We start from the raw sequence: 23,657 nt of genomic DNA on the forward strand, positions 1-23,657 counted from the left end.
TTAGATGTCATATTTTTTCCGGGTTAAACTTTTAACTTATCCTAAATTATAACTAATCTGACAGGTTTTTGTTTTCGGGGGTTCAGATTCAGAGTTCTGCCATTTTTGTGGTTAATAAGGCTATAATGACGCCTTACCATCTGTCTCATCTACTGAGATGGGTTTTTAATTGTCAGATATTCCATCTGACAAGCAATCTCTATCTCTGCTCTGGGGTCTTAAACCTAATGCTAAGTTATCGTCACAGTTTTCATGCCGGTAATCATGCCGATGTGCTGAAACATACTGTACAAAGCCTGATCATTGAATCGCTTAAAGAAAAGGAAAAACCTTTTCTCTATCTGGATACACATGCTGGTGCAGGTCGCTATCAACTCAGCGGTGAATATGCTGAACGTACCGGTGAGTATCTGGAAGGGGTTGCTCGCGTCTGGCAGCGTGAAGATTTACCGCAGGAATTGAAAGTTTATATGAGTGCAGTAGCTGCGCTGAATCCGAGTGGCAATTTACGTTACTATCCGGGATCGCCTTTCATTGCCCAACATTTGTTACGGCAGAATGATAAGCTCAATCTGACTGAATTGCATCCGAGTGACTTTCCTTTATTACGTAATGAATTCTCCCGTGATAACCGTTCCAGGGTTGTGCGTGAAGATGGTTATCAGCAATTAAAATCACAATTGCCTCCACAGAACCGCCGCGGATTTATTCTTATTGATCCATCTTATGAACTGAAATCTGATTACCAGATGGTTGTTAGGGGAATTCAGGAAGGTTATAAGCGTTTTGCAACGGGTGTTTATGCGTTGTGGTATCCGGTGGTATTACGCCAGCAGATTAAACGCTTGGTTAAAGATCTAGAAGCAACGGGCATTCGCCGTATTCTACAAATTGAGTTGGCTGTTCGTCCTGATAGCGATCAGCGGGGGATGACTGCTTCTGGCATGATCGTGATTAATCCCCCTTGGAAATTGGAACAGCAGATGAAATCGGTGTTGCCGTGGTTACATCAGGTGCTGGTTCCTGAAGGGACCGGTCACACTATGGTTAAATGGATTGCACCAGAATAGCTTTTAACAATGGAAGAAAGAGCCAGAACCATCACGACTACTTGATATTTTTTGCCATAATAGGCTTTCGGGTATTAACCCCCCTAAACTGATTAGATGGAAACGATCCAGATGAGCAAACATTACGACTATATAGCGATTGGTGGTGGCAGCGGTGGCATTGCATCAATTAACCGTGCGGCTATGTACGGACAAAAATGTGCCCTGATTGAAGCTAAGGCATTAGGTGGAACTTGCGTCAATGTGGGGTGTGTACCAAAGAAAGTGATGTGGCATGCAGCACAAATTGCTGAGTCTATTCACCAGTACGGGCCAGATTACGGCTTTGATACCACAGTTAACCACTTTAACTGGAAGACACTGATTGCCAGTCGTACTGCTTATATTGATCGTATTCACCAGTCTTATGAACGTGGTTTGGGTAACAATAAAGTTGATGTGATCCAAGGTTTCGCTCGTTTTGTTGATGCACATACTGTTGAAGTGAATGGTGAAGAAATCACCGCAGATCATATTTTGATTGCGACGGGTGGTCGTCCTATACGCCCTGATGTACCAGGTGTGGAATATGGTATTGATTCTGATGGCTTCTTTGAACTGACAGAGATGCCAAAACGGGTTGCGGTTGTTGGTGCGGGTTATATTGCGGTGGAAATTGCCGGCGTATTGTATGCACTTGGTAGTGAAACTCATCTGTTTGTGCGTCAACATGCGCCATTGCGCTCTTTTGACCCGATGGTTGTTGAAACATTATTGGAAATTATTAATACAGAAGGGCCTACTTTACATACTGAATCTGTGCCAAAAGCAGTGATTAAAAATGCAGATGGTAGTCTGACTTTGCAACTGCAAAATGGCAAAGAGCAGACAGTTGATACCCTGATCTGGGCTATTGGTCGTGAACCGGCAATAGATAATCTGAATCTGTCAGTAACGGGTATTGAATTGAATGGAAAAGGCTATATTAAGGTTGATAAATATCAGAATACCAATGTGAAAGGCATTTATGCTGTAGGTGACAATACGGGAGCGGTGGAGCTAACGCCTGTTGCAGTGGCCGCCGGTCGTCGCTTGTCTGAACGCTTGTTTAATAATAAGCCGGAAGAGCATTTGGATTACACTAATATTCCAACCGTCGTATTCAGTCATCCACCGATTGGGACTGTGGGGTTAACTGAGCCGCAGGCGAAAGAGCAATTTGGCGAAGATCAGGTGAAAACATATCAATCTTCTTTCACTGCGATGTATACCGCTGTCACTCAACATCGCCAACCATGCCGGATGAAACTAGTGTGTGTCGGACCGGAAGAGAAGATTGTTGGCATTCATGGTATCGGTTTTGGGATGGATGAAATGTTGCAAGGTTTTGCTGTTGCATTGAAGATGGGGGCAACTAAGAAAGACTTTGACAACACTGTGGCAATTCATCCAACTGCGGCGGAAGAGTTTGTCACGATGCGATGATGTTGCCGAAAACTTACCTTTAATCCTTTTTCTTCCTCTGGAAAATATTTTCAAAGGCCGGGTTATCCGGTCTTTAGATTATCAATCTCTCCTAAGGATAAGAGTGGAGGCTGCTTTTTTGCTTAATATTTCTTCAACATAAAAGAAAATATGCTACCATTCATCTATGAAGAGAAAAAATACACCAACGCCACATGATGCTGTTTTTAAAAAATTTTTAAGTCATGTGGATACTGCCAGGGACTTTCTGGAGATACACTTGCCGGTAGGATTACGGGCAGTTTGTGATCTTGGTACACTCCGGTTGGAACCAGAGTCGTTTATTGAGGATGATCTACGTGCGCATTATTCCGATATCCTATATTCGCTGAAAACGGCGCAGGGTGACGGTTATGTGTACTGCGTGATCGAACACCAGAGTTCTCCAGACAAGATGATGGCATTCCGGCTGATGCGCTATAGTATTTCAGCAATGCAGCGACATCTGGAACGGGGACATGAAAAATTACCATTGGTTATCCCGATATTATTCTATCATGGGAAAAAACGTCCGTATCCGTGGAGTACCAACTGGTTCGATTGCTTCAATGATCCGGTATTGGCAAAGGAAGTCTATTCCACAATGTTTCCCTTGGTGGATGTGACGGTGATCCCGGACGATGAAATCTTGACGCACAAACGGATTGCGTTGTTAGAGATGGTACAAAAGCATATCCGACAGCGTGATATGGCAGAGCGGTTGCAAGAGCTGGTTGTGCTGCTAGCGTATGACTACTATACCGATGAGCAGTTGAAAAGCGTGTTAAACTACTTGTTACAGGCGGGAGATACCGCCGACCCAGAGGGGTTTATCCGGCGACTGGCAGAACAGTCCCCGAAGTATGAGGAGGTGCTGATGACAATAGCGCAAAAACTGGAGCAGAAAGGACGTCAAGAAGGGCGTCAAGAAGGGCGTCAAGAGGCGACTCTAAAAATCGCTCATGCATTGCTGGGCAGCGGAGTCGATCGTGAAACAGTGATGAAAACCACTGGCCTGAGCGAGAATGAGCTTGAGCAAATACACCACTAATTTCGTGCTAGAGAGTCCCCATTGGTGTAGAGATGCATGCGTAAATGCATGCAATGCATAGAAATGGCATGTTATTTGGGTGAGTTCATGATCATAATTGTTCTGTCATTCGGCCCTTAAATAAAATTGAAGATTTGTTTGTTGTCACTATCGACACGGATAATCAGCTAAAAAGCGTATATAACTACCTGTTATAGGTGGGAGATATCGCCTATCCAGAGGGTTTTATCCGGCGACTGGCATAGCCGTCCCCGGAGTATGAGGAGGTACTGGTGACAATAGCACAGAAACTGGAGCAGAAAGGGTTCCAAGAAGGGTTCCAAGAAGGATTCCAAGAAGGGTTCCGAGAAGGATTTCAAGAAGGACTCCTAGAAGGATTCCAAGAAGGACTCCTAGAAGAATGCCAAGAGGCGACTCTAAAAATCGCGCATGCATTACTGAGTAGCGGAGTCGATCGTGAAACAGTGATGAAAACCACTGGCCTGAGCCAAAACGAGCTTGAACAAATACACCGCTAATTCTCACTGAAAGTCTTTATCAAAAGGCGTTGTGTATAAATGCGCATGGCATAGATCTAAGGGCTTGTTTGGTCAACTACGGTCGACATTAGAATGGACGGTTTTATCAACTCCTGTTACAAGCCGATGAAAATAATAATATGTTTGCTAGATTGTGCCAAAAGCAGTATTTGGCGAATTTCCACAAGACTCTGTTACAAACTCCATCCTCTGTATTTTTTTCTGTGAAACCAGAATTAACGCTTCCTTATCCATATGGCTCATCGAGCTTTCCGTTGTTACACCGCAATTTTGTAAGAATGGGTTGTGATACTGTTGGAAACTTGTCTATATATATGTTTTAAGTTCTGGGAAATATCCTTTCAAAACTCACAATTGCCTGGCATTTTTTGAGGCAATTTTTTTAAGTAAGGAATTGAATGTGGAGAAACTTCAACATCAAAGCCGCAGGGATTTTCTTGGTCAAACAGGTAAACTTACCACCGCTTGTGCGGTTATCTCTTTAACAGGAGGGATAGCGCAGGCGATGCCGCCAGCCGTTTTATCTAGCACATCACAGGTGCAGACTACCCTTACTGATTGCTATTACTATTTGAGTGATGTGCTGTTGGAGGAGGGATTTGAGTATGAGGGCGATACTGTGATTGGCACTCGTACTGCGCTTTATACGTTGGAAATTAAAGATGGTCGGATAGCTGCTATTCATGCTGCGGGTACGCTGTTTAACATGAACCTGCCGTGCTATCAGGCACAAGGGAAGTTGCTGTTGCCCGCCTTTCGCGATATGCACATTCATTTGGATAAGACTTTCTACGGTGGCCCGTGGCAGGCACCGCGACTGAACCAGGGTAAAACTATTATGGATATGATTACCCTGGAACAAACGTTGCTCCCCAAACTGCTACCCACTTCGCAGCAACGGGCAGAGGGCCTAATTGCTCTACTGCAATCTAAGGGTAGCACAGTGGCGCGCAGCCATTGCAATATCGATCCAGTTAGTGGTTTGAAAAGTCTAGAACATTTGCAGTATGCGTTGGAGAACCATCGTGATGATTTCACTTGTGAGATCGTTGCTTTCCCGCAGCATGGTCTGTTGCATTCCAGAGTAGAAGAGTTAATGCGCGAGGCGATGCAAATGGGTGTGCAATACGTTGGTGGATTGGACCCGACTAATGTGGATGCAGCGATGGAGAAATCACTGGATACCATGTTCCAGATCGCATTGGACAATAATGCTGGTGTAGATATTCATTTGCATGAGATCAGCCCGGCAGGTGTTGCTGCCATTAATTACATGATTGATATAGTGGAAAAGACACCAAGTTTGCGTGGCAAGGTGACAATTAGTCATGCCTTCGCGTTGACTACTCTAGACGAAAGTCAGCTGATAGAAACTGCTGCTCGTTTGGCAGAGCAGCAAATCACTATTGCCTCTACAGTGCCGATCGGCAGCTTGATGATGCCATTGCCGCAACTCAGATCCAAAGGGGTATTTATTATGACCGGTACTGACAGTGTGATCGATCACTGGTCGCCATTCGGCACTGGTGACATGTTAGAAAAGGCTAATCTATACGCGCAGTTGTACCATGGTTCTGATGAATATCATCTTTCTCGTGCTATGGCTATTGCTACTGGTGGTGTGCTACCGCTTAACGATCGAGGCCAGCGTGTTTGGCCGCAGGCGGGTGATAAGGCTGAATTTGTTCTGGTAGCAGCCAGTTGTTCTGCTGAAGCGGTGGCGCGGTTACCAGCCCGTCAAGCAACATTCCATCAAGGACGTCTGGTGGCGGGTACGGTAGTCATGGCTTGAGCTAGAGAGGATGAAGTAAGCTGATAATTACTCTGCAATGGTTGTTTTTGGTCTTCTGCCTGTGTTTTAGCGTGCTGTTATGTTCCTTATCACAGGCGGAAACCATTTAATGTTCTATATTCAGCCACTTCACAATAAAATCAGCTACCTGTTCAGGTTGATTGATATTCAGTTGTGGCAGGGTTGTCTCTAATTTTTCATCACTGGCAACCGCAATCACATGTTGATCAAGAAGATCGCTTAATGGCCGGTTAATAATACGGCGGTATAGCGCGATCTTATTAATTGGCTCATCTTTGAAGCCTTCTACTAAGATCAGATCCAGAGAGTCTGAGTCAAAGCGGTTGGCAAGATAGCTCAGGTCCAATGCCTGCGAATCTGATATTTCTGTCATTAACGCCCAGCGTTGTTGGTTGGCGATCAGGGTTTGTTCAGCACCGGCTTTGCGTAGTTCATAACTGTCTTTGCCCGGTTTATCTACATCCATATCATGATGAGTGTGTTTTATCAGACCAACTCGAATTTGCTGTTGACGTAATAATGGGATTACTTTCTTGAGAAGCGTGGTTTTTCCTGTACCGCTGTATGCTGTGATACCAAGTAGTGGAAGAGGTGGTTTTGTACTCATTTTTTTGATCTCCTGTATATGCTCCCAATTTTGGTATTCTTCTGGAGTATTCAGATTGGTAAAAGCAGCTGGATTATCAGCAAACTGAACGGCTATTGCTCCTATTTTATACATAAATAACATTAGCTTACGATCACCATTAGCCAGATAATTTCCCAATTGGGATAACAAACTGCGGTGTAGTAAAGCGAGGGTAGGGTGAGGGCGGTTGCCATCATCTGCATAGGCTGCCAATGCGTGTTGCTTGCCTTGCCATAAGCGGGCGACTAAATCAGCCGGGAAATCCGGCACATCACAAGGAACAAATACCACCCAATCATGACTGGCTGATTTCAATGTTGCTAACATTCCAGCTAATGGCCCAGAGAAATCTGGTGTTAGATCAGTGACAACTTGGTAACGACTTTGGTGGTAAATTTCCAGATTCTGGTTAGCGTTGAGAATTAATTCATCTACCTGTGGGTGCAGCTTATTTGCAATATGTTGATACAGAGGTAGTCCATTTAAAAGGATGAGTCCTTTATCATTCCCGCCCATACGAGTCGCTCGACCACCTGCGAGGATCACACCGCTTATTTTTGGTTGCATAATGTTTCTATCAACAACGCGCTTATTGCCACCAATATAACCTTTTTCGGATTGGTTATCTGAGTTTAACTTAGCGTTTTTAAAACGATCATTACCGTATAACTTACTGATAAAAGAGTGACCTTTACGCTTATTGACAGAGCAATTCTTTCTCTGGGGAGCTATCCCTGCTAATTTGTATAGGTTGTTTATAAGAAATTTGATATGCAATCTCATCGGCTTAATGAAATCAATGAGCTTTGACTGATGATGTTTTGATTTATCACTTGAAAATGCGCGGCTTGGAGGCAACGGTAGAAATTCCGGGGCTAAAAAAAGATGATGAAGTAGATTTTAAAACCGCGTTATTGCATGCTCGTGGCATTATGACAGATTAATCAAGAGAGTAGAGTGTGTTAACAAATCAGGCGGCTTTTAATTTCCGGGAATTAACACCGGATTTGATTATGGATGCATTGACGCAGACTGGATTATATATAGATTCCGGGCTGACAGAACTAAACAGTTATGAGAACCGTGTTTATCAATTTACAGATGAAGAGCGTAAGCGTTATGTTGTGAAATTTTATCGGCCATTGCGCTGGGATCGGCAGCAGATTCAGGAAGAACATGATTTCTCCTTGGCACTACAACAGGCTGATTTACCGATTGCGGCGCCGTTGGTCTTTGATCAACAAACTGTACTGACTTTTAAAGATTTCTTTTTTGCTGTTTTTCCAAGCATCGGTGGCCGCCAGTATGAATCCGATAATCTCTTTCAGTTAGAAGATGTAGGGCGTTTGCTGGGTAGAATTCATCAGATTGGTTACCAGCAAAAATTCACAACTCGCCCAACTATCGGGTTAAATGAGTATCTGTATCAGCCACGACATTTTTTGGCTGAATGTGAATTAGTTCCTTCGAAACAGAAAGTACAATTTTTAGCGATATTGGATGATCTGATAAACATCGTGGAATCAAATTGGCGTGAAGATTGGCAAATATTGAGGCTTCATGGTGACTGCCATCCGGGTAATATCCTGTGGCGTGACGAAGCCTGGTTTGTTGATCTTGATGATGCGCGTAATGGCCCTGCAATGCAGGATTTATGGATGTTGTTTCATGGTTCCCGTCAGGAACAGTTATTACAGTTAGATATTCTGCTGGAATCTTATAGTGAGTTTACGAATTTTGACCCAAAAGAGTTGTCATTAATAGAACCATTGCGGGCTATGAGAATGGTCTATTATTTGGCATGGGTAGCTCGCCGTTGGCAGGACCCTGCTTTTCCCAAGGCATTTCCTTGGATGGCAGACACCGATTTTTGGCTAAAACAGACGTCACTTTTTTCTGAACAGATTAAGTTGTTACAGGAGCCTCCTTTGCAGCTTAGCCCAATGTATTAATGTTTATTATGGAGATAGTTATGAAAAAATTTTGGTTATTTTTAGTAGGAATGGTGATGGCATTTAGTGCATCAGCGGTCAGTTTCACTGAAGGGACACAGTTTGTTGAATTAAAATCGCCGGTGGCAGATCAACCACAGGTTCTGGAATTCTTTTCTTTCTATTGCCCTCATTGTTATCAATTTGAAGAAATTTTGAAAGTTCCTCAGACTGTGAAACAGAATTTGCCAGCAGGAACAAAACTTGTCCGTTATCATGTGGATTTTTTAGGGCCATTGGGTAAAGAATTGACGACAGCCTGGGCAGTTGCAATGGCAATGGGTGTTGAAGATAAAGTGACTCTGGCCCTATTTGAGGGCCTTCAGAAAACCCATGCTATTAAAACTCCGAACGATATTCGCAATGCTTTTATCAACGTTGGGGTGACGGCTGAAGACTATGATGCGGCTATGAACAGTTTTGTTGTGAAATCCTTAGTTGTTAAGCAGCAAAAAGCTGCTCAGGATTTGCAACTGCGTGGTGTACCAGCAATGTTTGTTAACGGCAAATATATGGTGAGAAATAACGGTATCGATGCAACTTCTGATGATCATTATGCGAAATCATATTCGGACGTTGTTAACTTTTTGTTAAATAAGAAATAATGTTAACGACTGAAATAGAATAATATAGGTATGTGCCAAAGTGAAAAGCTTTGGCACAATGCAGGTTAGAAAGACTTTTTTATAAGACAAACTCTGGTTATATCCACAACTCTGTGATCTATAAGGTAATATGACAATTTAATGACTCAGGTTATAAGTCATTGATTTTTACACGCAGTTGATAAGTATTTTTTATCAACGATCAATATTAAAATAAAACCTATAATATCTATACACAAAGTTATCCACAGAATTTATAGCAAGATATGAATATCTGAATTTGTTCTCAGTAAAGAAAGTTCATACAAAATTCGTTTCCTGCTCCTTGCTGTGGCATCCTATTCTTTTACACCTGTAACAGATAAATGAAGAAGACTTATGGCTCAGATAGCAGACAATCCCCTGATTTTGGTTGATGGTTCCTCATACCTTTATCGTGCATATCATGCTTTCCCTCCACTAACCAATAGTGCAGGTGAACCTACCGGAGCTATGTATGGCGTATTGAATATGCTGCGTAGTATGGTCATGCAATATAAACCGAGCCATGTAGCGGTGGTATTCGATGCCAAAGGTAAAACTTTTCGTGATGAATTGTTTGCTGAGTATAAGTCCCATCGTCCTCCTATGCCGGATGATTTGCGTGCGCAGATAGAACCGTTGCATCAGATGGTAGAAGCTATGGGATTACCATTGCTGGTGGTTCCGGGAGTAGAAGCTGATGATGTTATTGGGACTTTGGCGTTACAGGCGGAAAAAGAGGGCCGTGCGGTGCTTATCAGCACGGGTGATAAAGATATGGCGCAATTGGTAACGCCGAATATCACTCTGATCAATACCATGAATAACACCATTCTGGGACCGGAAGAAGTGGCTGAGAAGTATGGTGTACCGCCAGAGTTGATTATCGATTTTTTAGCATTGATGGGAGACTCTTCAGATAATATTCCTGGTGTACCGGGTGTAGGGGAGAAAACGGCACTGGGATTATTGCAAGGGATTGGGGGTATGGATGATATCTTTGCCAATCTGGATAAAATTGCGGGGCTGAATTTCCGGGGAGCAAAAACGTTGGCGAATAAGATGGAACAGCATAAAGATGTGGCTTATCTCTCTTATAAATTGGCAACAATTAAAACCGATGTTGAATTGGATAAAACCTGTGTTGCTCTATCAGTTGCAGAACCGGATACAGAGAAACTACATGAGCTGTTTTCCCGTTATGAATTCAAACGTTGGTTGAGTGATGTGGCAAATGGCGATTGGTTGGCAGCTAAAGGTAAAAAATCAGCATCTACTGGCAATGATGAATCATCTCCGACTGAGGATACATCTGTTTCGACCACACTCTCTACCGATAATTATCAAACTATTCTCAATCAGAAAAGCTTTGATGAGTGGATTGAGAAGCTTAAAAGAGCGTCGGTTTTCGCTTTTGATACCGAAACTGACAGCTTGGATACTTTGACAGCGAATCTGGTGGGTATGTCATTTGCGATTACTGCCGGAGATGCGGCTTATCTGCCTCTGGGACATGACTATCTGGGTGCGCCAGAGCAGCTTGACAGAGATGCGGTACTGGCAGCATTAAAACCGCTGCTTGAAGATAGCAACCTACTGAAAATCGGTCAAAATATTAAGTTCGATCGTGGCGTTCTGGTTCGCTATGGCATTGAGTTGCAAGGTATTGCTTACGATACTATGTTGGAATCTTATGTGCTCAACAGCGTTGCAGGTATGGGGCGGCATGATATGGATAGTCTGGCTGAACGTCATCTAAATCATAAGACCACGACTTTTGAAGAGATTGCCGGTAAAGGTAAAAATCAGCTCACTTTTAATCAGGTTCCGGTGGAACAGGCTGCAATGTATGCCGCCGAAGATGCAGATGTGACTTTGTTGCTCCATCAGGCTATGTGGCCGCAATTGCAGAAAGCACCGACGCTAGAAAAAGTATTCCTGAAAACAGAAATGCCACTGGTAATGGTACTTTCCCGTATGGAACGTACAGGTGTACTGATTGATTCAAATATTCTGGCTGAGCATTCAAAAGAGATTACTATTCGTTTGGATGAATTGGAAAAAGAAGCACATGAATTGGCTGGTGAGGTTTTCAATCTGGCTTCGCCAAAACAGTTACAAGCGATATTATTTGAAAAATTGCATTTACCGGTAGTGAAGAAAACGCCAGGTGGTGCACCATCTACTAATGAAGAGGTGCTAGAAGAGTTGGCGGATAACCATGCATTACCGAAAGTGATTTTAGAGCATCGTGGGTTGGCGAAACTGAAATCCACTTACACAGATAAATTGCCGCAGATGGTCCATCCGCTGACCAAACGAGTTCACACTTCCTATCACCAGGCAGTAACAGCAACTGGGCGTCTCTCTTCGCGTGATCCTAATCTGCAAAATATTCCTGTCCGTAATGAAGAAGGTCGCCGCATTCGTCAGGCTTTTGTGGCTCCTGAAGGTTATCGGATTATGGCCGCTGACTATTCTCAGATTGAGTTGCGGATTATGGCTCATTTGTCTCAGGATCAAGGGCTGTTGAAGGCTTTTGCTGAAGGGCAAGATATTCACCGGGCGACGGCGGCAGAAGTTTTTGGTTTGCCACTGGAACAGGTAACCAGTGAGCAGCGCCGTAGTGCTAAGGCGATTAACTTTGGTTTGATCTACGGTATGAGTGCATTTGGCCTTTCCCGTCAGTTAGGTATTCCACGCGGTGAAGCCCAGCGTTATATGGAGCTCTATTTTGAGCGTTATCCGGGCGTATTGGCGTATATGGAGCGTACCCGCGAACAGGCGGAAGAACAGGGTTATATTGAAACGCTAGATGGTCGTCGTCTTTATTTGGCAGATATCAAATCTCGCAATGGTATGCGTCGTAAGGCAGCAGAGCGTGAAGCTATTAATGCGCCAATGCAGGGAACTGCGGCGGATATCATCAAAAAAGCAATGATTGCGGTGGATAACTGGATTATTAGTGAAAAGCCAAAAGTTCGTATGATCATGCAGGTTCACGATGAGCTGGTATTTGAGGTTCATGAATCAGAACTTGAAAGTGCAGAACAGAAAATTCGTGAATTGATGGAGAAGAGTTTGGGTCTTGATGTCCCTTTAAAAGTAGATGTGGGTATCGGTGACAATTGGGATCAAGCCCACTAATATGCCATCTTAATAAGCGATAGGCTGAACCGAGATATTTGGTTCAGCCTTTTTTAATTTCAACTAACTCATTGTATTCACCTCGTGGTTTATTCTCCCAGCCTCCCCACGCTACTCTCCGACCATCTGCCCGCCAAGCGGCGAATGTATTTCCGGTTCCAGTCAGGCTGACGATATCCTGTAATTGGGCAATTGCCGGTGGAACCTGGCTGCGGCGGCTTCATTAGCGACGACAGTGTTATCTTTATTGTTGTAGATGTTGTATTCATTATTCCCTTCTGTGGGGCGGTTTCCGACATCCGTGTCCGCTGAGAAGTCGTTATGGTGATTTATGCTTTATAATGGGGATTTTTAACCGAAAAATAACTATATTATGTTATTTTTTGGATTTTATATTTTCACTAATTAATATTAATAGGTAAATTTAAAAAGTGTAATAAAAGTCAGAAATTGAGTGGCCGGTTAGAGATGTGTTCTTGTCATCATTTTATTCCATTAATGGAATATTTTTTATACATTATTCACTGTTTCATTGACAATGGTGAAAAATGGTTTCAGCTGTAGATGAAACAGGGTAATTTCCATTTTTTCATTAATTAATATTACTCGTTAGATGTATGTATGGGTAATGCAAAGCAGTTATCAGATGGGATGAGCATAGGTGTTTCTGTAAACTAAATATAACTAATGTAATGATTTTTGTACTCGTAAGATGTAGGCCATTGTGTTGTTCGATACATATTAGATCTAGATCGCATAAATATGTAATTAAACTACAGTTAATGGCGATAAAAGAATCAAAATCCGCAGCTGAATCGAGATAATCATTGAAAATAAATTACAAAAAAGCTTTTTCTGAGAAATAAAATAAGGTAGAGTTGTCGGCGTAGGGTACAGAGGTAAGATGTTCTATCTTTCAGACCTTTTACTTCACGTAATCGGATTTAGCTGAATATTAGCTGCCCCAGTCAATTTTGACTGGGGCGTTTTTTTATCTGCATTTAATTATATTAGGATAAGGAAAGGTTGGATTAGATGTCACTTTCAATCTGAACAGCTGCTTGGTTGAACCATATGTCTAGTTTATGCTGTAACTTATCAATCCCGATCTTTTTCAAGGCAGAGAAGTATTCCACCTGAATATCCCCATTAAGATTTGCTAATTCTCCACGTATTTTAATCAATTGGCTCTTACGGGCGCTGGATGTCAATTTATCGGCTTTAGTCAGCAGCACCATAATCGGTACATTCATGGCTACCGCCCATTGGATCATCTGTTGATCAAGATCTTTCAGTGGGTGACGAATATCCATCAACACGACGAGTCCAAGTAGACATTCGCGTTTTTGCAGGTATTCACCCAGTGCTTTTTGCCATTTACGCTTTATCTCTTCTGGTACTTCAGCATAACCATAACCTGGCAAATCAACCAAGCGAATGCCTTCTTCGACTTCAAATAAATTGATCAGTTGGGTACGGCCTGGTGTTTTACTGGTACGAGCGAGGCTTTTTTGTTTTGTCAGGGCATTCAGAGCGCTGGATTTACCTGCATTCGAGCGACCGGCAAACGCGACTTCAATGCCCACATCCTGAGGCAAATGGCGAATATCAGGTGCGCTCGTGATAAAACGGGTCATATGATAGTTGTAGTTTTTGATGGTCAAAATGATTATCTCCCTGAGAAATGCACTGAATATATGGCAAAGAGGATTATACCGATAGCCGCTGCTTGTTGACAGAATTAAAAATAATGACATATTTCTGACGGACTGAGTCAAACCCGCTATTTTGCCGTCAGTGACTGCTCTATTTGGGAAATAAAATCTGACCTATTGTGAGAAGATTAATTCTTATCTAAAGCACCATCCGATTGATAGCGTAAATGTAAGTAAATATTGAGCACGATGCTGAGGAGATTATTAGAATTGATTCAGCTTGTGTTGTTGACCTTAATAGTATAGGAACCCAGAATGTTTAAACGTATTTTAGTGACGCTTGTAACTGCATGTTCTCTGAGCGCAATGGCACCTCTGGCTTTAGCTGCGGGTGAAACTCATGTAAAGCTGACGACAACAGAGGGTAATATTGAACTGGAATTAAATAGTCAGAAAGCACCGATTACAACCAAAAACTTTATTGAATACGTTAATGAGGGTTATTACAACAATACAATTTTCCATCGGGTGATCCCTGGATTTATGGTTCAGGGAGGCGGTTTTACCAAAGACTTGCAGCAGAAAGCGACGAAAGCGCCAATTAAAAATGAGGCAGATAATAAGCTGCGTAATTTACGTGGAACTATCTCTATGGCGCGTACCGCCGATAAAGACAGTGCCACTAGCCAATTCTTTATCAACGTAGCGGATAATGCTTTTCTTGATCATGGTCAGCGTGATTTTGGTTATGCAGTATTTGGTAAGGTCGTAAAAGGTATGGATGTTGTAGATAAAATTTCTCAGGTGAAAACTGAAAATGTCGGTCCATACCAGAATGTACCAGTTAAACCCGTGGTTATCCTATCTGCTGAAATTATCCCCTAATTTTTTTCTGAGACATGAACTATTACGGTGGTTGCGGCAGTTTTTAGTCTTTTGGTTAACTTACATCTGATTAAAAATGTGGCCTTCATTGAATGAATGAAGGCCAGTTTCGCCATTATTCATACATCTTTTGGGTAAATTCTTTATTCACTTCGGTTCGTGGAAAATATCTATCTTTGTAGCATTTCCTCTCTTTATTCTCGCAGTGTACACCATTACTTAAAGTGAATGACGAAAAGTCAATATCTTTACCATCACCAATCTCATTTTTCAGGTGTTCTGCTGCTTTTTTTCCTAAATGCTTTTCGGTTAATTTTACCGACACACCTTGTTGATCAGCGCAATATTTTCCTTTTTTATCGCAAATCACGCCTTTTACTGGGAAGAAAATATTGGCAGCCTTAGTTGTGGCTAGCGTGGGGAAGGACAGTAGAAAAAGAGATGCTATAATCAGTTTTGTCTTCATAACAATTACCTTTACTTATGGAATATCAAAATAGAGCATATGTTTTGTAGGTTTGAGGGTAAGTTGATTGAGTAAAAGATAGCCATTGATTTTGTTGTGCTATGCTACAAATGTTGATGTGCTATGATAGCCGCCCCGTTGTCGTTAGGCCGTTTTACCTGAAAGTCATGTTGTTCATGATAAATAAATTGCAGGAGTGGCAGGACAGCAAATACAGCGATAAATGAGTAGGATTGTTTCCTATGTTATTAATAATAGATAACTACGATTCTTTTACATATAACTTATATCAATACTTTTGTGAATTGGGAATAGATGTTTTAGTTAAGCGCAATGATGAATTACTGCTTGAGGATATTGAGAGATTAGCTCCCACTCATCTTGTTATTTCCCCAGGCCCTTGTACGCCAAATGAAGCAGGCATTTCTCTGACTGCGATTTCGCATTTTGCGGGGCAGTTGCCGATTTTGGGTGTTTGCCTTGGACATCAGGCAATTGGACAGGCATTTGGTGCCAGTGTAGTAAAAGCTAGAGAAGTCATGCATGGGAAAACTTCTGCTATTCATCATAATCAGCAAGGTGTGTTTAAAGGTCTTAATCGGCCATTAACGGTTACCCGTTACCATTCATTGGTGATTGCTGCGGAAACATTACCTGCTTCATTTGAGGTGACTGCATGGAGCCAGCATGACGGCAATGTAGATGAAATCATGGGAATTCGTCACCGCACGTTGCCTCTGGAAGGTGTGCAGTTCCATCCAGAAAGTATTCTCAGCGAGCAAGGGCATCAGCTACTGAGAAACTTCCTTAGATATTAACCAGATACCAATAATTTCTTCATTTATTCATCTTTTTCATTGGCCCATCTTTGATTTTTTATGCGTATTTTGTGATTATATTTTCACTTTTAAATAATGTATATATAAAAATCGGGTGGGAAAATGACAGAACATGCCGCAGTAAATAGAAATACCTACGATCAAGTCATGTTGCCAATCTATTCACCGGCACAGTTTATACCGGTGAAAGGGCAAGGTAGTCGTGTATGGGATCAACAAGGGAAGGAATACATTGATTTTGCGGGTGGTATTGCTGTTATGGCTTTGGGACATTGTCACCCTGAGTTGGTTGATGTTTTGAAGCAGCAAGGAGAGAAACTTTGGCATATCAGTAATATTTTCACCAATGAACCGGCTTTAATACTGGCGCAGAAATTGATTGATGCTACGTTTGCTGAACGGGTATTTTTTGCTAATTCAGGTGCAGAAGCGAATGAAGCTGCATTTAAACTGGCTCGTCACTATGCCATTACCCGTCACAGCCCATATAAAACCAAAATTATTGCGTTCCATCAGGGATTTCATGGTCGTACCCTTTTTACTGTCTCTGTTGGTGGTCAGCCAAAATATGCTGATGGTTTTGGGCCAAAACCCGCAGATATTATTCATGTACCTTTTAATGACTTAGAGGCGGTAAAGGCAGTCATGGATGACCATACTTGTGCGGTTATATTGGAACCTGTTCAGGGAGAAGGGGGAGTAACTCCTGCAACATCTGCGTTTATTCATGGGGTGCGTGAGCTTTGTGATAAACATCAGGTGCTGCTGGTGTTTGACGAAGTACAAAGTGGGATGGGACGTACCGGCAAACTGTTTTCTTATATGCATTATGATGTTGCACCGGATATTATCACCACAGCGAAAGCACTAGGAAATGGTTTTCCTGTCAGTGCTATGCTGACCACCGCGAATATTGCCTCGGTTATGGTGCCGGGAACTCACGGTACGACTTACGGTGGTAATCCGCTGGCTTGTGCAGTCGCAAATGTTGCGTTTGATATTATCAATACGCCAGAGGTTCTGGATGGGGTTGAAAAACGTCATAATTTAATTGTGAATTTTTTGAACGATATTAATCAGCAATATTCCGTATTTGGTGAGATCCGTGGAAAAGGATTACTGATTGGTGCGGAACTAAAAGGGCAGTATCAGGGAAAATCTAAAGATATCCTGCAACTGGCTGCTGAAAATGGGCTAATGTTGCTGAGTGCTGGCAGTGATGTACTGCGTTTCACACCTTCGTTGATTATCAGTGAAGAAGAGATTGCTCAGGGAATGGAACGGTTGGAAAAGACGATTAGCCAGTTAGTATAACGAATACAAGAAAAATCAGCGCAAATATAATGCGCTGATTCATCAGGTATTAACGTGTACCGTAAACAACAATTGTTTTGCCGTGTGCGGAAATCAGGTTTTGATCTTCCAGCATTTTCAGGATACGACCAACCGTTTCACGGGAACAGCCAACAATTTGGCCAATTTCCTGACGTGTGATTTTGATTTGCATCCCATCCGGGTGGGTCATAGCATCTGGTTGTTTTGCCAAATTCAGCAAGGTCTGAGCAATACGGCCGGTAACATCCAGAAAGGCTAGATTACCGACTTTCTCAGAAGTCGTTTGCAAACGGCTTGCCATTTGGGCAGATAAACGCATTAGAATATCCGGGTTGACCTGAATCAGTTGGCGGAATTTTTTATAGGAAATTTCAGCCACTTCACAGGCACTTTTAGCCCGTACCCAGGCTGTACGCTCTTGCCCTTCTTCAAATAATCCAAGTTCGCCAATGAAATCTCCCTGATTTAAATAGGAGAGGATCATCTCTTTGCCTTCTTCATCTTTAATCAAAACTGCAACAGAGCCTTTTACGATATAGTAAAGCGTCTCTGCTTTTTCGCCTTGATGAATAAGCGTGCTTTTAGATGGATATTTATGAATATGGCAGTGTGACAAAAACCATTCAAGAGTGGGGTCTGTTTGTGGCTTGCCGAGAACCATTCGCTTCATCCTCTGTTGTTATCGCTGCCTAAATAACATGAGAATCTAAAAGTTTCTCATCAGGCTGGCTTATAAAGACACTAGCTTAACATATTAGTTTGTCGAAAAACCGACAGGTGAAAGTTTTATATAGGTTATCTAAAATTTGAACCCTGAGTATTGATCCTAACCTAATATATACCTGACCTGCTTCTGTTTGTAGCACAGGAAAAGGTTTCTGTCTTGTCTTGTATTGTTTCAGCATCATGAACTGCGCATTAGATTGCCAGTTTAATACCGAAAGGGTAGGCTTTAATGCAAAAAATGGTTTAAGGGGGGATTATGCAAGCACGGGTAAAATGGGTTGAAGGGTTATCTCTTTTGGGGGAGTCGTCTTCGGGTCATCAGATAATGATGGATGGAAATGCCGGCGATAAGGCACCAAGCCCAATGGAAATGGTATTAATGGCAGCGGGTGGTTGCAGTACGATTGATGTTGTTTCTATTTTGCAGAAAGGTAGATATGACGTAATAGATTGTGAGGTAAAATTAACTTCCCGCCGTCGTGAAGAAGCGCCGCGCTTGTTTACTCATATAAATCTGCATTTCATTGTGACAGGCAAAGATTTAACAGATAAAGCGGTTGAACGTGCTGTTATACTTTCCGCAGAAAAATATTGCTCTGTTTCGTTGATGCTGGGAAAGTCAGTTGAAATCACCCACAGTTTTGAAATTAAAGATGCAGATTAAGATATTATTTATTGATTAAAAAATAACGGCAGGTAACTAACATTTCAGTTACCTGTTTTATTAACTGAATAATGTAAAGATGTGAATTCAGAGACTGGATTTTTTACATTTATCCCAGGTTCTGATCAGCAAATCTTTTCCCCTTCCAGCAATCGTTGTACTAATGGCGTCATAATTAATTCCATTGCCAATCCCATTTTTCCGCCTGGAACCACAATGGTATTAATACTTGAAACGAATGAGCCTTGTAGCATTGATAACAGGTACGGGAAATCAATCTGAGTCAGATCACGGAAACGGATGACAATGAAACTTTCATCCAATGATGGAATGGCTTTGGCTGAAAATGGGTTGGAGGTATCCACGGTAGGGACACGTTGAAAGTTGATATGTGTTCGCGAAAATTGTGGCGTAATGTAATTGATATAATCATCCATAGAACGAACAACAGAATCCATCACCGCTTCTTGTGAATGTCCTCGTTCCCCGGTATCACGGATAAGTTTCTGTATCCATTCAAGGTTGACAATCGGCACTACTCCTACCAGCAGATCGACATGGCTGGCAACGTTATGTTGTGGTGTTACAACACCACCATGTAGACCTTCATAGAACAGCACATCGGTTTGCTTGGGTAAGGATGCCCATGGCGTAAATGTACCGGGTAGCTGGTTGTAAGGAACGGCATCGTCATAAGTATGAAGATATTTCCGACGACGGCCTTCACCCGTTTCACCATAGTCAATCATGGTTTTTTCCAGCATGCCAAAATCATTGGCTTCTGGCCCAAAGTAACTGATATGTCTGCCTTGTTCTTTGGCTTTACGAATTGCTGCATCCATTTCAGGGCGGGTGTAACGGTGGAAACTGTCTCCTTCTATTTGTGCCGCACTGATGTTAAGTTGCTGGAAAATTTTACGGAAAGCTAAACTCGTTGTTGTTGTTCCGGCCCCACTGGAGCCGGTAATAGCGATAATCGGATGTCTGGCTGACATAAACAGTAAACTCCATAATGTTAAGAATCGAACATTTCTTTCGGCATAATATTGATGCTTTCATGCAGTTCAGACCACACCAGCATAACATCTCCTCGTTCTAACTGACGGCGTATATCAGTGACTTTCTGCTCAAGCGATTTTTCATGTTCGCCATAGTCAGTACCTTCCCGCAGGACAAAGCTCTCTATCAAATTTAGCAGAGTTTCTGGTTCCAGTTGTTGCCACGGAATAATCATTGCGGTTGCTCCAGATAAGATGACAGCCAACCTGGAATACGTTGTTCCAGCCACATTTGTGGTTTCTTCAGTGAACCACTGACAAAGCCGACGTGTCCACCATGTTCTGTCATTTGATATTCAATATTCTTAGGCAGAGTTTTGAGATCAGGGACAACTTCTGGCGACATAAAGGGATCGTCTTTGGCATGAATAATCAGCAGTGGCACAGTAATGTCAGGCAGACGTGGCAGTGCACTGCACTGGCGATAGTAGTCTACTGCATCTTTAAAATTGTGGAGCTTTGCGGTTACAATTTCATCAAATTCCCGAATGCGTTTCAATCTTTTTACCTGAGACAGATTGATTGGCAGTGAATTTGGGTAGCGTAGCAATTTGCGAGTAATATTGCGTTTCAGGCTATTAAGCAGATAGCGCTCATAAACTTGAGAAAATCCTCTTTCTATCCGGTTGGAGCAGGCTTCCAGCATCAGAGGCGCGGAGACAACGACCGCAGCATTGACTTGGGCATTTGTTTTTTCTTCTGCCAGATAACAGGCCAGTACATTACCACCAATTGAATAACCCACAGCTGAGGTTGGTACATCACCGTAGGTCTGTTTCAGCCAGTTTAAAAAATAACGGGCATCGTTTGTTTCGCCTGAGTGATAGAGACGTTTCTGGCGGTTTGGTTCACCACTGCACCCACGAAAGTGCATGACAACACCAAGCCAGCCTTTTTTCTGACAGATATGGAGCAAACCGTTGGCGTAAGGGCTATTGAAACTGCCCTCCAGCCCATGAAACAGGATCAACCGTGGCTTGTGGGCCGCAGTTGTCGGATCTTCACTCCATGCCAGGTCAACAAAATCGTTATCGGGCAGATTAAGTCGTTGCCAGTATGGTTGCAATGTAGGATACCACCGCATCAAACGCGGAAGTAATGTTTGCAAATGTGGATTACTGACTCCGGTTAGAGGACGAAAGATATCAGACATAATGGTTCCGATTTAATGATTAGTTATATTGTATGATGAATAACATACTGATATTTTCTGTGAAAGGGAAACGCCATTATTCAGGATGAAAGGTAACTATTCATGACAGCAAGCTTAATTTTTTCATTAACAACTTTTTTGTTTATTTCTTCTATTACGCCTGGTCCAAACAACATGTTGCTGACGTCATCGGGGGCTAATTTTGGTGTTATCCGCTCTTTGGGACTGATATTCGGCATTCTTCTGGGAATGCAGACGATTTTGTATTTGGCAGCATTCGGTATAGCTGCGTTACTATTGGTTTATCCAGCTATTCACACGATAATGAAAATTGCGGGTAGCCTCTATTTGCTGTGGTTGGCATGGAAAACGGTAACCGCCAGTTACCGGCGTCTGGATACCAAAGGTAGTGCTGTTATAAAGCCGGTGCGGTGGTATCAGGGCTGGTTATTACAGTTTCTGAATCCGAAAGCTTGGTTAATGGGATTAGGATCGGTTGGCAGCTACAGTATTGCTGGTGAACAGTATCTCTATTCCATCATCGTTATTAGTGGCGCAATGGTATTAATAAGTTTCCTGAGCAGTATCGTATGGGCGGGTTTTGGTTCGTTGATTGGAACATTACTTCGTAGTCGTCATGCTTGGTTTATTTTCAATATCATGATGGGAATATTGACGGCAGCTTGTGTGCCATTGATTTGGATTGGGTAATTCAGGCAGTTAATTGCGTTTTTAGTTATAGAAAATTATTTGGGGCTGTCCTAGATAGCGATTATGTTTTTCCCTTAACCATTTGTTTTATAAAATATAATTTGTCTTTTACATCCGGTGTATTAAATCTCCACTCACATTCCTTGAGAAAGAGCTCAAAATGTTCCTTTGGTATGCCATTAAATTTACGCATATGACGTTTGGCTTGGTTCCAAAAGTTCTCTATCCCATTGATAGGGTTTTGACCATTTTTAGCGTCTACAAACTCCGTGCTATGGTTAATTCGATAGTGTTTAAAATCGGACACGTCCAGCACATCATCGCTGGCAAAATTGTCTGTGTAGACCAGGCTGTCAGGCTTAATTTTCGCCGTGATAATCGGAATCAAGGTATCGGATTTAGCGTTAGGTATTAGGCGGGTGTAGACCTTAGCACTTCGCTTGAGAAGCCCGAAAACAGGGACTTTTCCGGCTGAACCTCGCCCGCGTTTTCCCTTACGTTTACCCCCGAAACAGCTTTCGTCTATCTCGACTTCACCTTCAAACATGGAGTGTTCATCGACATAATCAGCGATAAGGACTCTGAGGCGGTGAAAATAGTAAGCTGAAGTCGTTTTGTTGATCCCCACTAACTCAGCCGCAGTGCGAGCTGTAGCCCCTGCCACAAAGAGCTCCTGAAGACGTTTTTGCTTGTATTGGCTAATCCGACTTTTTCTCATTTGGATATCCTAGGTCAAATAACTTATCTAGGACAGTCCCTATTATTCTTTTTTACTTTAGCAAATATCTACAACACTTATTCTGATGTACCTCGTCTTTAATTTTGACATTGGAGTGTTTAAGTGGGTAGATCCGCCCTTGTGGTTTATCTTTTTTTTCTGGCGTTCTTGCTTTTGGTTCCCGTTGTTCAGGCGAACAGTCAGCAAGTCACGATTGCTTATCAAACTTCACCAGAGCCGGCAAAAGTTGCTCAGTATAACGGCGATTTTGCCCGGCGATCAGGTGCTGATGTTCAATGGCGGAAATTTGACAGCGGTTCTGCGAGCGTTAGCTTCTGGTGATGTGCAGATAGGCAATATGGGTTCTAGTCCATTAGCGGTTGCTGCCAGCCAGAAATTGCTGGTAAAAATTTTTCTAATTGCTTCCCAGTTAGGGCAATCGGAAGCACTGATTGTTAATCAAAAACTCACTGAACCTTCTCAGCTTATCGGCAAACGAATTGCCGTTCCTTTCATTTCTACCGCTCACTACAGCCTGTTGGCTGCATTGCATTACTGGCAGATAGATCCAAGCTGATCAAGATTATTAATTTACAACCACCAGCGATTGTTGCTGCATGGAAGCGTGGTGATATTGATGGAGCTTTTGTCTGGTTACCTGTCGTGAATGAATTAGCTGCAACGGGCCGTGTACTGACCGATGCAGCATAAATTGCTCAATGGGGAGCGCCAACGCTGGACGTATGGGTTGTCCGTAATGATTTTGCCGAGCAACACACTCTGAGCTGGTTTAAGATGTTCTTGAAAAGTGTATTGGGTGAAAACTGATGATATTTGATTTCTCCTTAAATGCGATAGGGACCTTTCCATTCAGATTTAAAAAAATGAGAGAGAGAGTATAAAGATATCTATCCTGCCAAAGGAAAAAAAGTATCGAAATTACGTTTATATACCAGAAAAATATTCTTCCAGTTACAATAAATATTAACGGAATAAAGTTACCTCCTAAAGTAGGTAACTTTTACTTACTTCATAAGATTCACTTGACAGCAAATTAATAGATTGTTAGAAACATTATTACATTTATTTTATAAATGAAA

The 23,657-nt window shown here is 42.3% G+C and carries 22 protein-coding genes and 4 pseudogenes; 16 read left to right on the top strand and 10 right to left on the bottom strand.

Going from position 1 to position 23,657, the window contains the following annotated elements; translation table 11 throughout:
• Window positions 1–227 precede the first annotated feature (227 nt).
• The 5 genes and pseudogenes from EAE89_RS00965 to EAE89_RS00985 all read left to right on the top strand — a co-directional run bounded on the left by EAE89_RS00965 (window position 228) and on the right by EAE89_RS00985 (window position 5,934).
• Window positions 228–1,070: a 23S rRNA (adenine(2030)-N(6))-methyltransferase RlmJ gene (locus tag EAE89_RS00965; RefSeq protein WP_054478455.1), complete on the top strand. Its 843-nt coding sequence runs from the start codon at window positions 228–230 to the stop codon at window positions 1,068–1,070.
• Window positions 1,071–1,181: 111 nt separating this feature from the next.
• Window positions 1,182–2,534, top strand: coding sequence for a glutathione-disulfide reductase (gorA, locus tag EAE89_RS00970; RefSeq protein ID WP_214085215.1), 1,353 nt, complete (start codon window positions 1,182–1,184; stop codon window positions 2,532–2,534).
• Between the two features lie 166 nt (window positions 2,535–2,700).
• The gene (locus EAE89_RS00975; protein WP_214085216.1) at window positions 2,701–3,603 is read left to right on the top strand and encodes an Rpn family recombination-promoting nuclease/putative transposase; all 903 of its coding nucleotides are present in this window, start codon (window positions 2,701–2,703) and stop codon (window positions 3,601–3,603) included.
• A gap of 134 nt (window positions 3,604–3,737) precedes the next feature.
• A pseudogene (locus EAE89_RS00980) lies at window positions 3,738–4,121 on the top strand (ISNCY family transposase); the annotation flags it as partial.
• A 421-nt stretch (window positions 4,122–4,542) separates the two neighbouring features.
• Window positions 4,543–5,934 carry an amidohydrolase family protein gene (locus EAE89_RS00985; protein WP_054478462.1) on the top strand — a complete coding sequence of 464 codons (1,392 nt, stop codon included), beginning with the start codon at window positions 4,543–4,545 and terminating at the stop codon, window positions 5,932–5,934.
• Window positions 5,935–6,040: 106 nt separating this feature from the next.
• Here the strand turns inward: EAE89_RS00985 and mobB are convergent, their stop codons facing one another.
• Window positions 6,041–6,562, bottom strand: coding sequence for a molybdopterin-guanine dinucleotide biosynthesis protein MobB (gene mobB / locus EAE89_RS23410; protein WP_235525445.1), 522 nt, complete (start codon window positions 6,560–6,562; stop codon window positions 6,041–6,043).
• 9 nt (window positions 6,563–6,571) lie between these two features.
• Window positions 6,572–7,150, bottom strand: a pseudogene (mobA, locus tag EAE89_RS23415) (molybdenum cofactor guanylyltransferase MobA); the annotation flags it as partial.
• Window positions 7,151–7,389: 239 nt separating this feature from the next.
• On the opposite strand from mobA, the pseudogene EAE89_RS00995 reads away from it, so the two are divergent.
• From EAE89_RS00995 to polA, 4 genes and pseudogenes are all read left to right on the top strand, one after another.
• Window positions 7,390–7,527 (top strand): annotated as a pseudogene (locus tag EAE89_RS00995) (DUF1040 family protein); the annotation flags it as partial.
• A gap of 15 nt (window positions 7,528–7,542) precedes the next feature.
• Window positions 7,543–8,535 (top strand): serine/threonine protein kinase, encoded by a 993-nt coding sequence (locus EAE89_RS01000; protein WP_072161858.1) that lies wholly within the window; start codon window positions 7,543–7,545, stop codon window positions 8,533–8,535.
• 20 nt (window positions 8,536–8,555) lie between these two features.
• Window positions 8,556–9,179, top strand: coding sequence for a thiol:disulfide interchange protein DsbA (dsbA, locus tag EAE89_RS01005; protein ID WP_149616116.1), 624 nt, complete (start codon window positions 8,556–8,558; stop codon window positions 9,177–9,179).
• 378 nt (window positions 9,180–9,557) lie between these two features.
• Entirely contained in the window at window positions 9,558–12,347 is a 2,790-nt protein-coding gene (gene polA / locus EAE89_RS01010; RefSeq protein WP_149616115.1) for a DNA polymerase I, read from the top strand.
• Window positions 12,348–12,436: 89 nt separating this feature from the next.
• On the opposite strand, the gene EAE89_RS01015 is transcribed toward polA, so the two are convergent.
• Complete coding sequence (locus EAE89_RS01015; RefSeq protein ID WP_152911991.1) at window positions 12,437–12,616, bottom strand: hypothetical protein; 180 nt, start codon at window positions 12,614–12,616, stop codon at window positions 12,437–12,439.
• Window positions 12,617–13,251: 635 nt separating this feature from the next.
• Between EAE89_RS01015 and spfP the strand changes: the two genes are divergently transcribed.
• Entirely contained in the window at window positions 13,252–13,299 is a 48-nt protein-coding gene (gene spfP / locus EAE89_RS24510) for a small protein SpfP (RefSeq protein ID WP_438361642.1), read from the top strand.
• A 79-nt stretch (window positions 13,300–13,378) separates the two neighbouring features.
• On the opposite strand, the gene yihA is transcribed toward spfP, so the two are convergent.
• Window positions 13,379–14,011 (bottom strand): ribosome biogenesis GTP-binding protein YihA/YsxC, encoded by a 633-nt coding sequence (gene yihA / locus EAE89_RS01020; RefSeq protein WP_054478466.1) that lies wholly within the window; start codon window positions 14,009–14,011, stop codon window positions 13,379–13,381.
• 306 nt (window positions 14,012–14,317) lie between these two features.
• On the opposite strand from yihA, the gene ppiA reads away from it, so the two are divergent.
• Window positions 14,318–14,887: a peptidylprolyl isomerase A gene (ppiA, locus tag EAE89_RS01025; protein ID WP_036772934.1), complete on the top strand. Its 570-nt coding sequence runs from the start codon at window positions 14,318–14,320 to the stop codon at window positions 14,885–14,887.
• Window positions 14,888–15,002: 115 nt separating this feature from the next.
• Here ppiA and EAE89_RS01030 read toward each other — a convergent pair whose 3' ends face one another.
• A complete protein-coding gene (locus EAE89_RS01030) occupies window positions 15,003–15,353 on the bottom strand; it encodes a YcgJ family protein (protein WP_149616112.1) in 351 nt (116 codons plus the stop codon).
• A gap of 242 nt (window positions 15,354–15,595) precedes the next feature.
• Between EAE89_RS01030 and EAE89_RS01035 the strand changes: the two genes are divergently transcribed.
• Both EAE89_RS01035 and argD read left to right on the top strand, forming a co-directional pair.
• Window positions 15,596–16,171 carry an aminodeoxychorismate synthase component II gene (locus EAE89_RS01035; RefSeq protein ID WP_054478472.1) on the top strand — a complete coding sequence of 192 codons (576 nt, stop codon included), beginning with the start codon at window positions 15,596–15,598 and terminating at the stop codon, window positions 16,169–16,171.
• 123 nt (window positions 16,172–16,294) lie between these two features.
• Window positions 16,295–17,506, top strand: coding sequence for a bifunctional acetylornithine/succinyldiaminopimelate transaminase (gene argD, locus EAE89_RS01040; protein ID WP_149616111.1), 1,212 nt, complete (start codon window positions 16,295–16,297; stop codon window positions 17,504–17,506).
• Between the two features lie 49 nt (window positions 17,507–17,555).
• On the opposite strand, the gene crp is transcribed toward argD, so the two are convergent.
• Window positions 17,556–18,188 (bottom strand): cAMP-activated global transcriptional regulator CRP, encoded by a 633-nt coding sequence (crp, locus tag EAE89_RS01045; protein ID WP_004240730.1) that lies wholly within the window; start codon window positions 18,186–18,188, stop codon window positions 17,556–17,558.
• 321 nt (window positions 18,189–18,509) lie between these two features.
• Here crp and EAE89_RS01050 point away from each other — a divergent pair, with 321 nt between their 5' ends.
• On the top strand, window positions 18,510–18,917 hold the full coding sequence (locus EAE89_RS01050; protein WP_054478475.1) for an OsmC family protein: 408 nt from the start codon (window positions 18,510–18,512) through the stop codon (window positions 18,915–18,917).
• 125 nt (window positions 18,918–19,042) lie between these two features.
• On the opposite strand, the gene EAE89_RS01055 is transcribed toward EAE89_RS01050, so the two are convergent.
• The 3 genes from EAE89_RS01055 to EAE89_RS01065 are packed head-to-tail and all read right to left on the bottom strand — an operon-like array spanning window position 19,043 to window position 21,128.
• Window positions 19,043–19,912 carry a phosphoribulokinase gene (locus EAE89_RS01055; RefSeq protein WP_214085217.1) on the bottom strand — a complete coding sequence of 290 codons (870 nt, stop codon included), beginning with the start codon at window positions 19,910–19,912 and terminating at the stop codon, window positions 19,043–19,045.
• Window positions 19,913–19,932: 20 nt separating this feature from the next.
• Window positions 19,933–20,151: a YheU family protein gene (locus EAE89_RS01060; RefSeq protein WP_054478480.1), complete on the bottom strand. Its 219-nt coding sequence runs from the start codon at window positions 20,149–20,151 to the stop codon at window positions 19,933–19,935.
• Window positions 20,148–21,128 (bottom strand): hydrolase, encoded by a 981-nt coding sequence (locus EAE89_RS01065; RefSeq protein ID WP_172910583.1) that lies wholly within the window; start codon window positions 21,126–21,128, stop codon window positions 20,148–20,150. The genes EAE89_RS01060 and EAE89_RS01065 overlap by 4 nt, the downstream gene beginning before the upstream one ends.
• A gap of 102 nt (window positions 21,129–21,230) precedes the next feature.
• Between EAE89_RS01065 and EAE89_RS01070 the strand changes: the two genes are divergently transcribed.
• On the top strand, window positions 21,231–21,839 hold the full coding sequence (locus EAE89_RS01070) for a LysE family translocator (RefSeq protein ID WP_054478483.1): 609 nt from the start codon (window positions 21,231–21,233) through the stop codon (window positions 21,837–21,839).
• Between the two features lie 61 nt (window positions 21,840–21,900).
• On the opposite strand, the gene EAE89_RS01075 is transcribed toward EAE89_RS01070, so the two are convergent.
• Window positions 21,901–22,557 (bottom strand): IS1595 family transposase, encoded by a 657-nt coding sequence (locus tag EAE89_RS01075; protein ID WP_214085218.1) that lies wholly within the window; start codon window positions 22,555–22,557, stop codon window positions 21,901–21,903.
• A gap of 159 nt (window positions 22,558–22,716) precedes the next feature.
• Here EAE89_RS01075 and EAE89_RS01080 point away from each other — a divergent pair.
• Window positions 22,717–23,373, top strand: a pseudogene (locus EAE89_RS01080) (glycine betaine ABC transporter substrate-binding protein); the annotation flags it as partial.
• Window positions 23,374–23,657: the final 284 nt, after the last annotated feature.

Source organism: Photorhabdus heterorhabditis (assembly GCF_018448905.1).
GTDB classification, from domain to species: Bacteria; Pseudomonadota; Gammaproteobacteria; order Enterobacterales; family Enterobacteriaceae; genus Photorhabdus; species Photorhabdus heterorhabditis.

What these genes read in the sequence shown, in the direction of transcription:
- EAE89_RS00965 (WP_054478455.1), top strand. Translation starts at nt 228, where the DNA reads ATGCTAAGTTATCGTCACAGTTTTCATGCCGGTAATCATGCCGATGTG.
- gorA (WP_214085215.1), top strand. Translation starts at nt 1,182, where the DNA reads ATGAGCAAACATTACGACTATATAGCGATTGGTGGTGGCAGCGGTGGC.
- EAE89_RS00975 (WP_214085216.1), top strand. Translation starts at nt 2,701, where the DNA reads ATGAAGAGAAAAAATACACCAACGCCACATGATGCTGTTTTTAAAAAA.
- mobB (WP_235525445.1), bottom strand. Translation starts at nt 6,562, where the DNA reads ATGAGTACAAAACCACCTCTTCCACTACTTGGTATCACAGCATACAGC.
- dsbA (WP_149616116.1), top strand. Translation starts at nt 8,556, where the DNA reads ATGAAAAAATTTTGGTTATTTTTAGTAGGAATGGTGATGGCATTTAGT.
- polA (WP_149616115.1), top strand. Translation starts at nt 9,558, where the DNA reads ATGGCTCAGATAGCAGACAATCCCCTGATTTTGGTTGATGGTTCCTCA.
- EAE89_RS01015 (WP_152911991.1), bottom strand. Translation starts at nt 12,616, where the DNA reads ATGAATACAACATCTACAACAATAAAGATAACACTGTCGTCGCTAATG.
- ppiA (WP_036772934.1), top strand. Translation starts at nt 14,318, where the DNA reads ATGTTTAAACGTATTTTAGTGACGCTTGTAACTGCATGTTCTCTGAGC.
- EAE89_RS01030 (WP_149616112.1), bottom strand. Translation starts at nt 15,353, where the DNA reads ATGAAGACAAAACTGATTATAGCATCTCTTTTTCTACTGTCCTTCCCC.
- EAE89_RS01035 (WP_054478472.1), top strand. Translation starts at nt 15,596, where the DNA reads ATGTTATTAATAATAGATAACTACGATTCTTTTACATATAACTTATAT.
- argD (WP_149616111.1), top strand. Translation starts at nt 16,295, where the DNA reads ATGACAGAACATGCCGCAGTAAATAGAAATACCTACGATCAAGTCATG.
- crp (WP_004240730.1), bottom strand. Translation starts at nt 18,188, where the DNA reads ATGGTTCTCGGCAAGCCACAAACAGACCCCACTCTTGAATGGTTTTTG.
- EAE89_RS01050 (WP_054478475.1), top strand. Translation starts at nt 18,510, where the DNA reads ATGCAAGCACGGGTAAAATGGGTTGAAGGGTTATCTCTTTTGGGGGAG.
- EAE89_RS01055 (WP_214085217.1), bottom strand. Translation starts at nt 19,912, where the DNA reads ATGTCAGCCAGACATCCGATTATCGCTATTACCGGCTCCAGTGGGGCC.
- EAE89_RS01060 (WP_054478480.1), bottom strand. Translation starts at nt 20,151, where the DNA reads ATGATTATTCCGTGGCAACAACTGGAACCAGAAACTCTGCTAAATTTG.
- EAE89_RS01065 (WP_172910583.1), bottom strand. Translation starts at nt 21,128, where the DNA reads ATGTCTGATATCTTTCGTCCTCTAACCGGAGTCAGTAATCCACATTTG.
- EAE89_RS01070 (WP_054478483.1), top strand. Translation starts at nt 21,231, where the DNA reads ATGACAGCAAGCTTAATTTTTTCATTAACAACTTTTTTGTTTATTTCT.
- EAE89_RS01075 (WP_214085218.1), bottom strand. Translation starts at nt 22,557, where the DNA reads ATGAGAAAAAGTCGGATTAGCCAATACAAGCAAAAACGTCTTCAGGAG.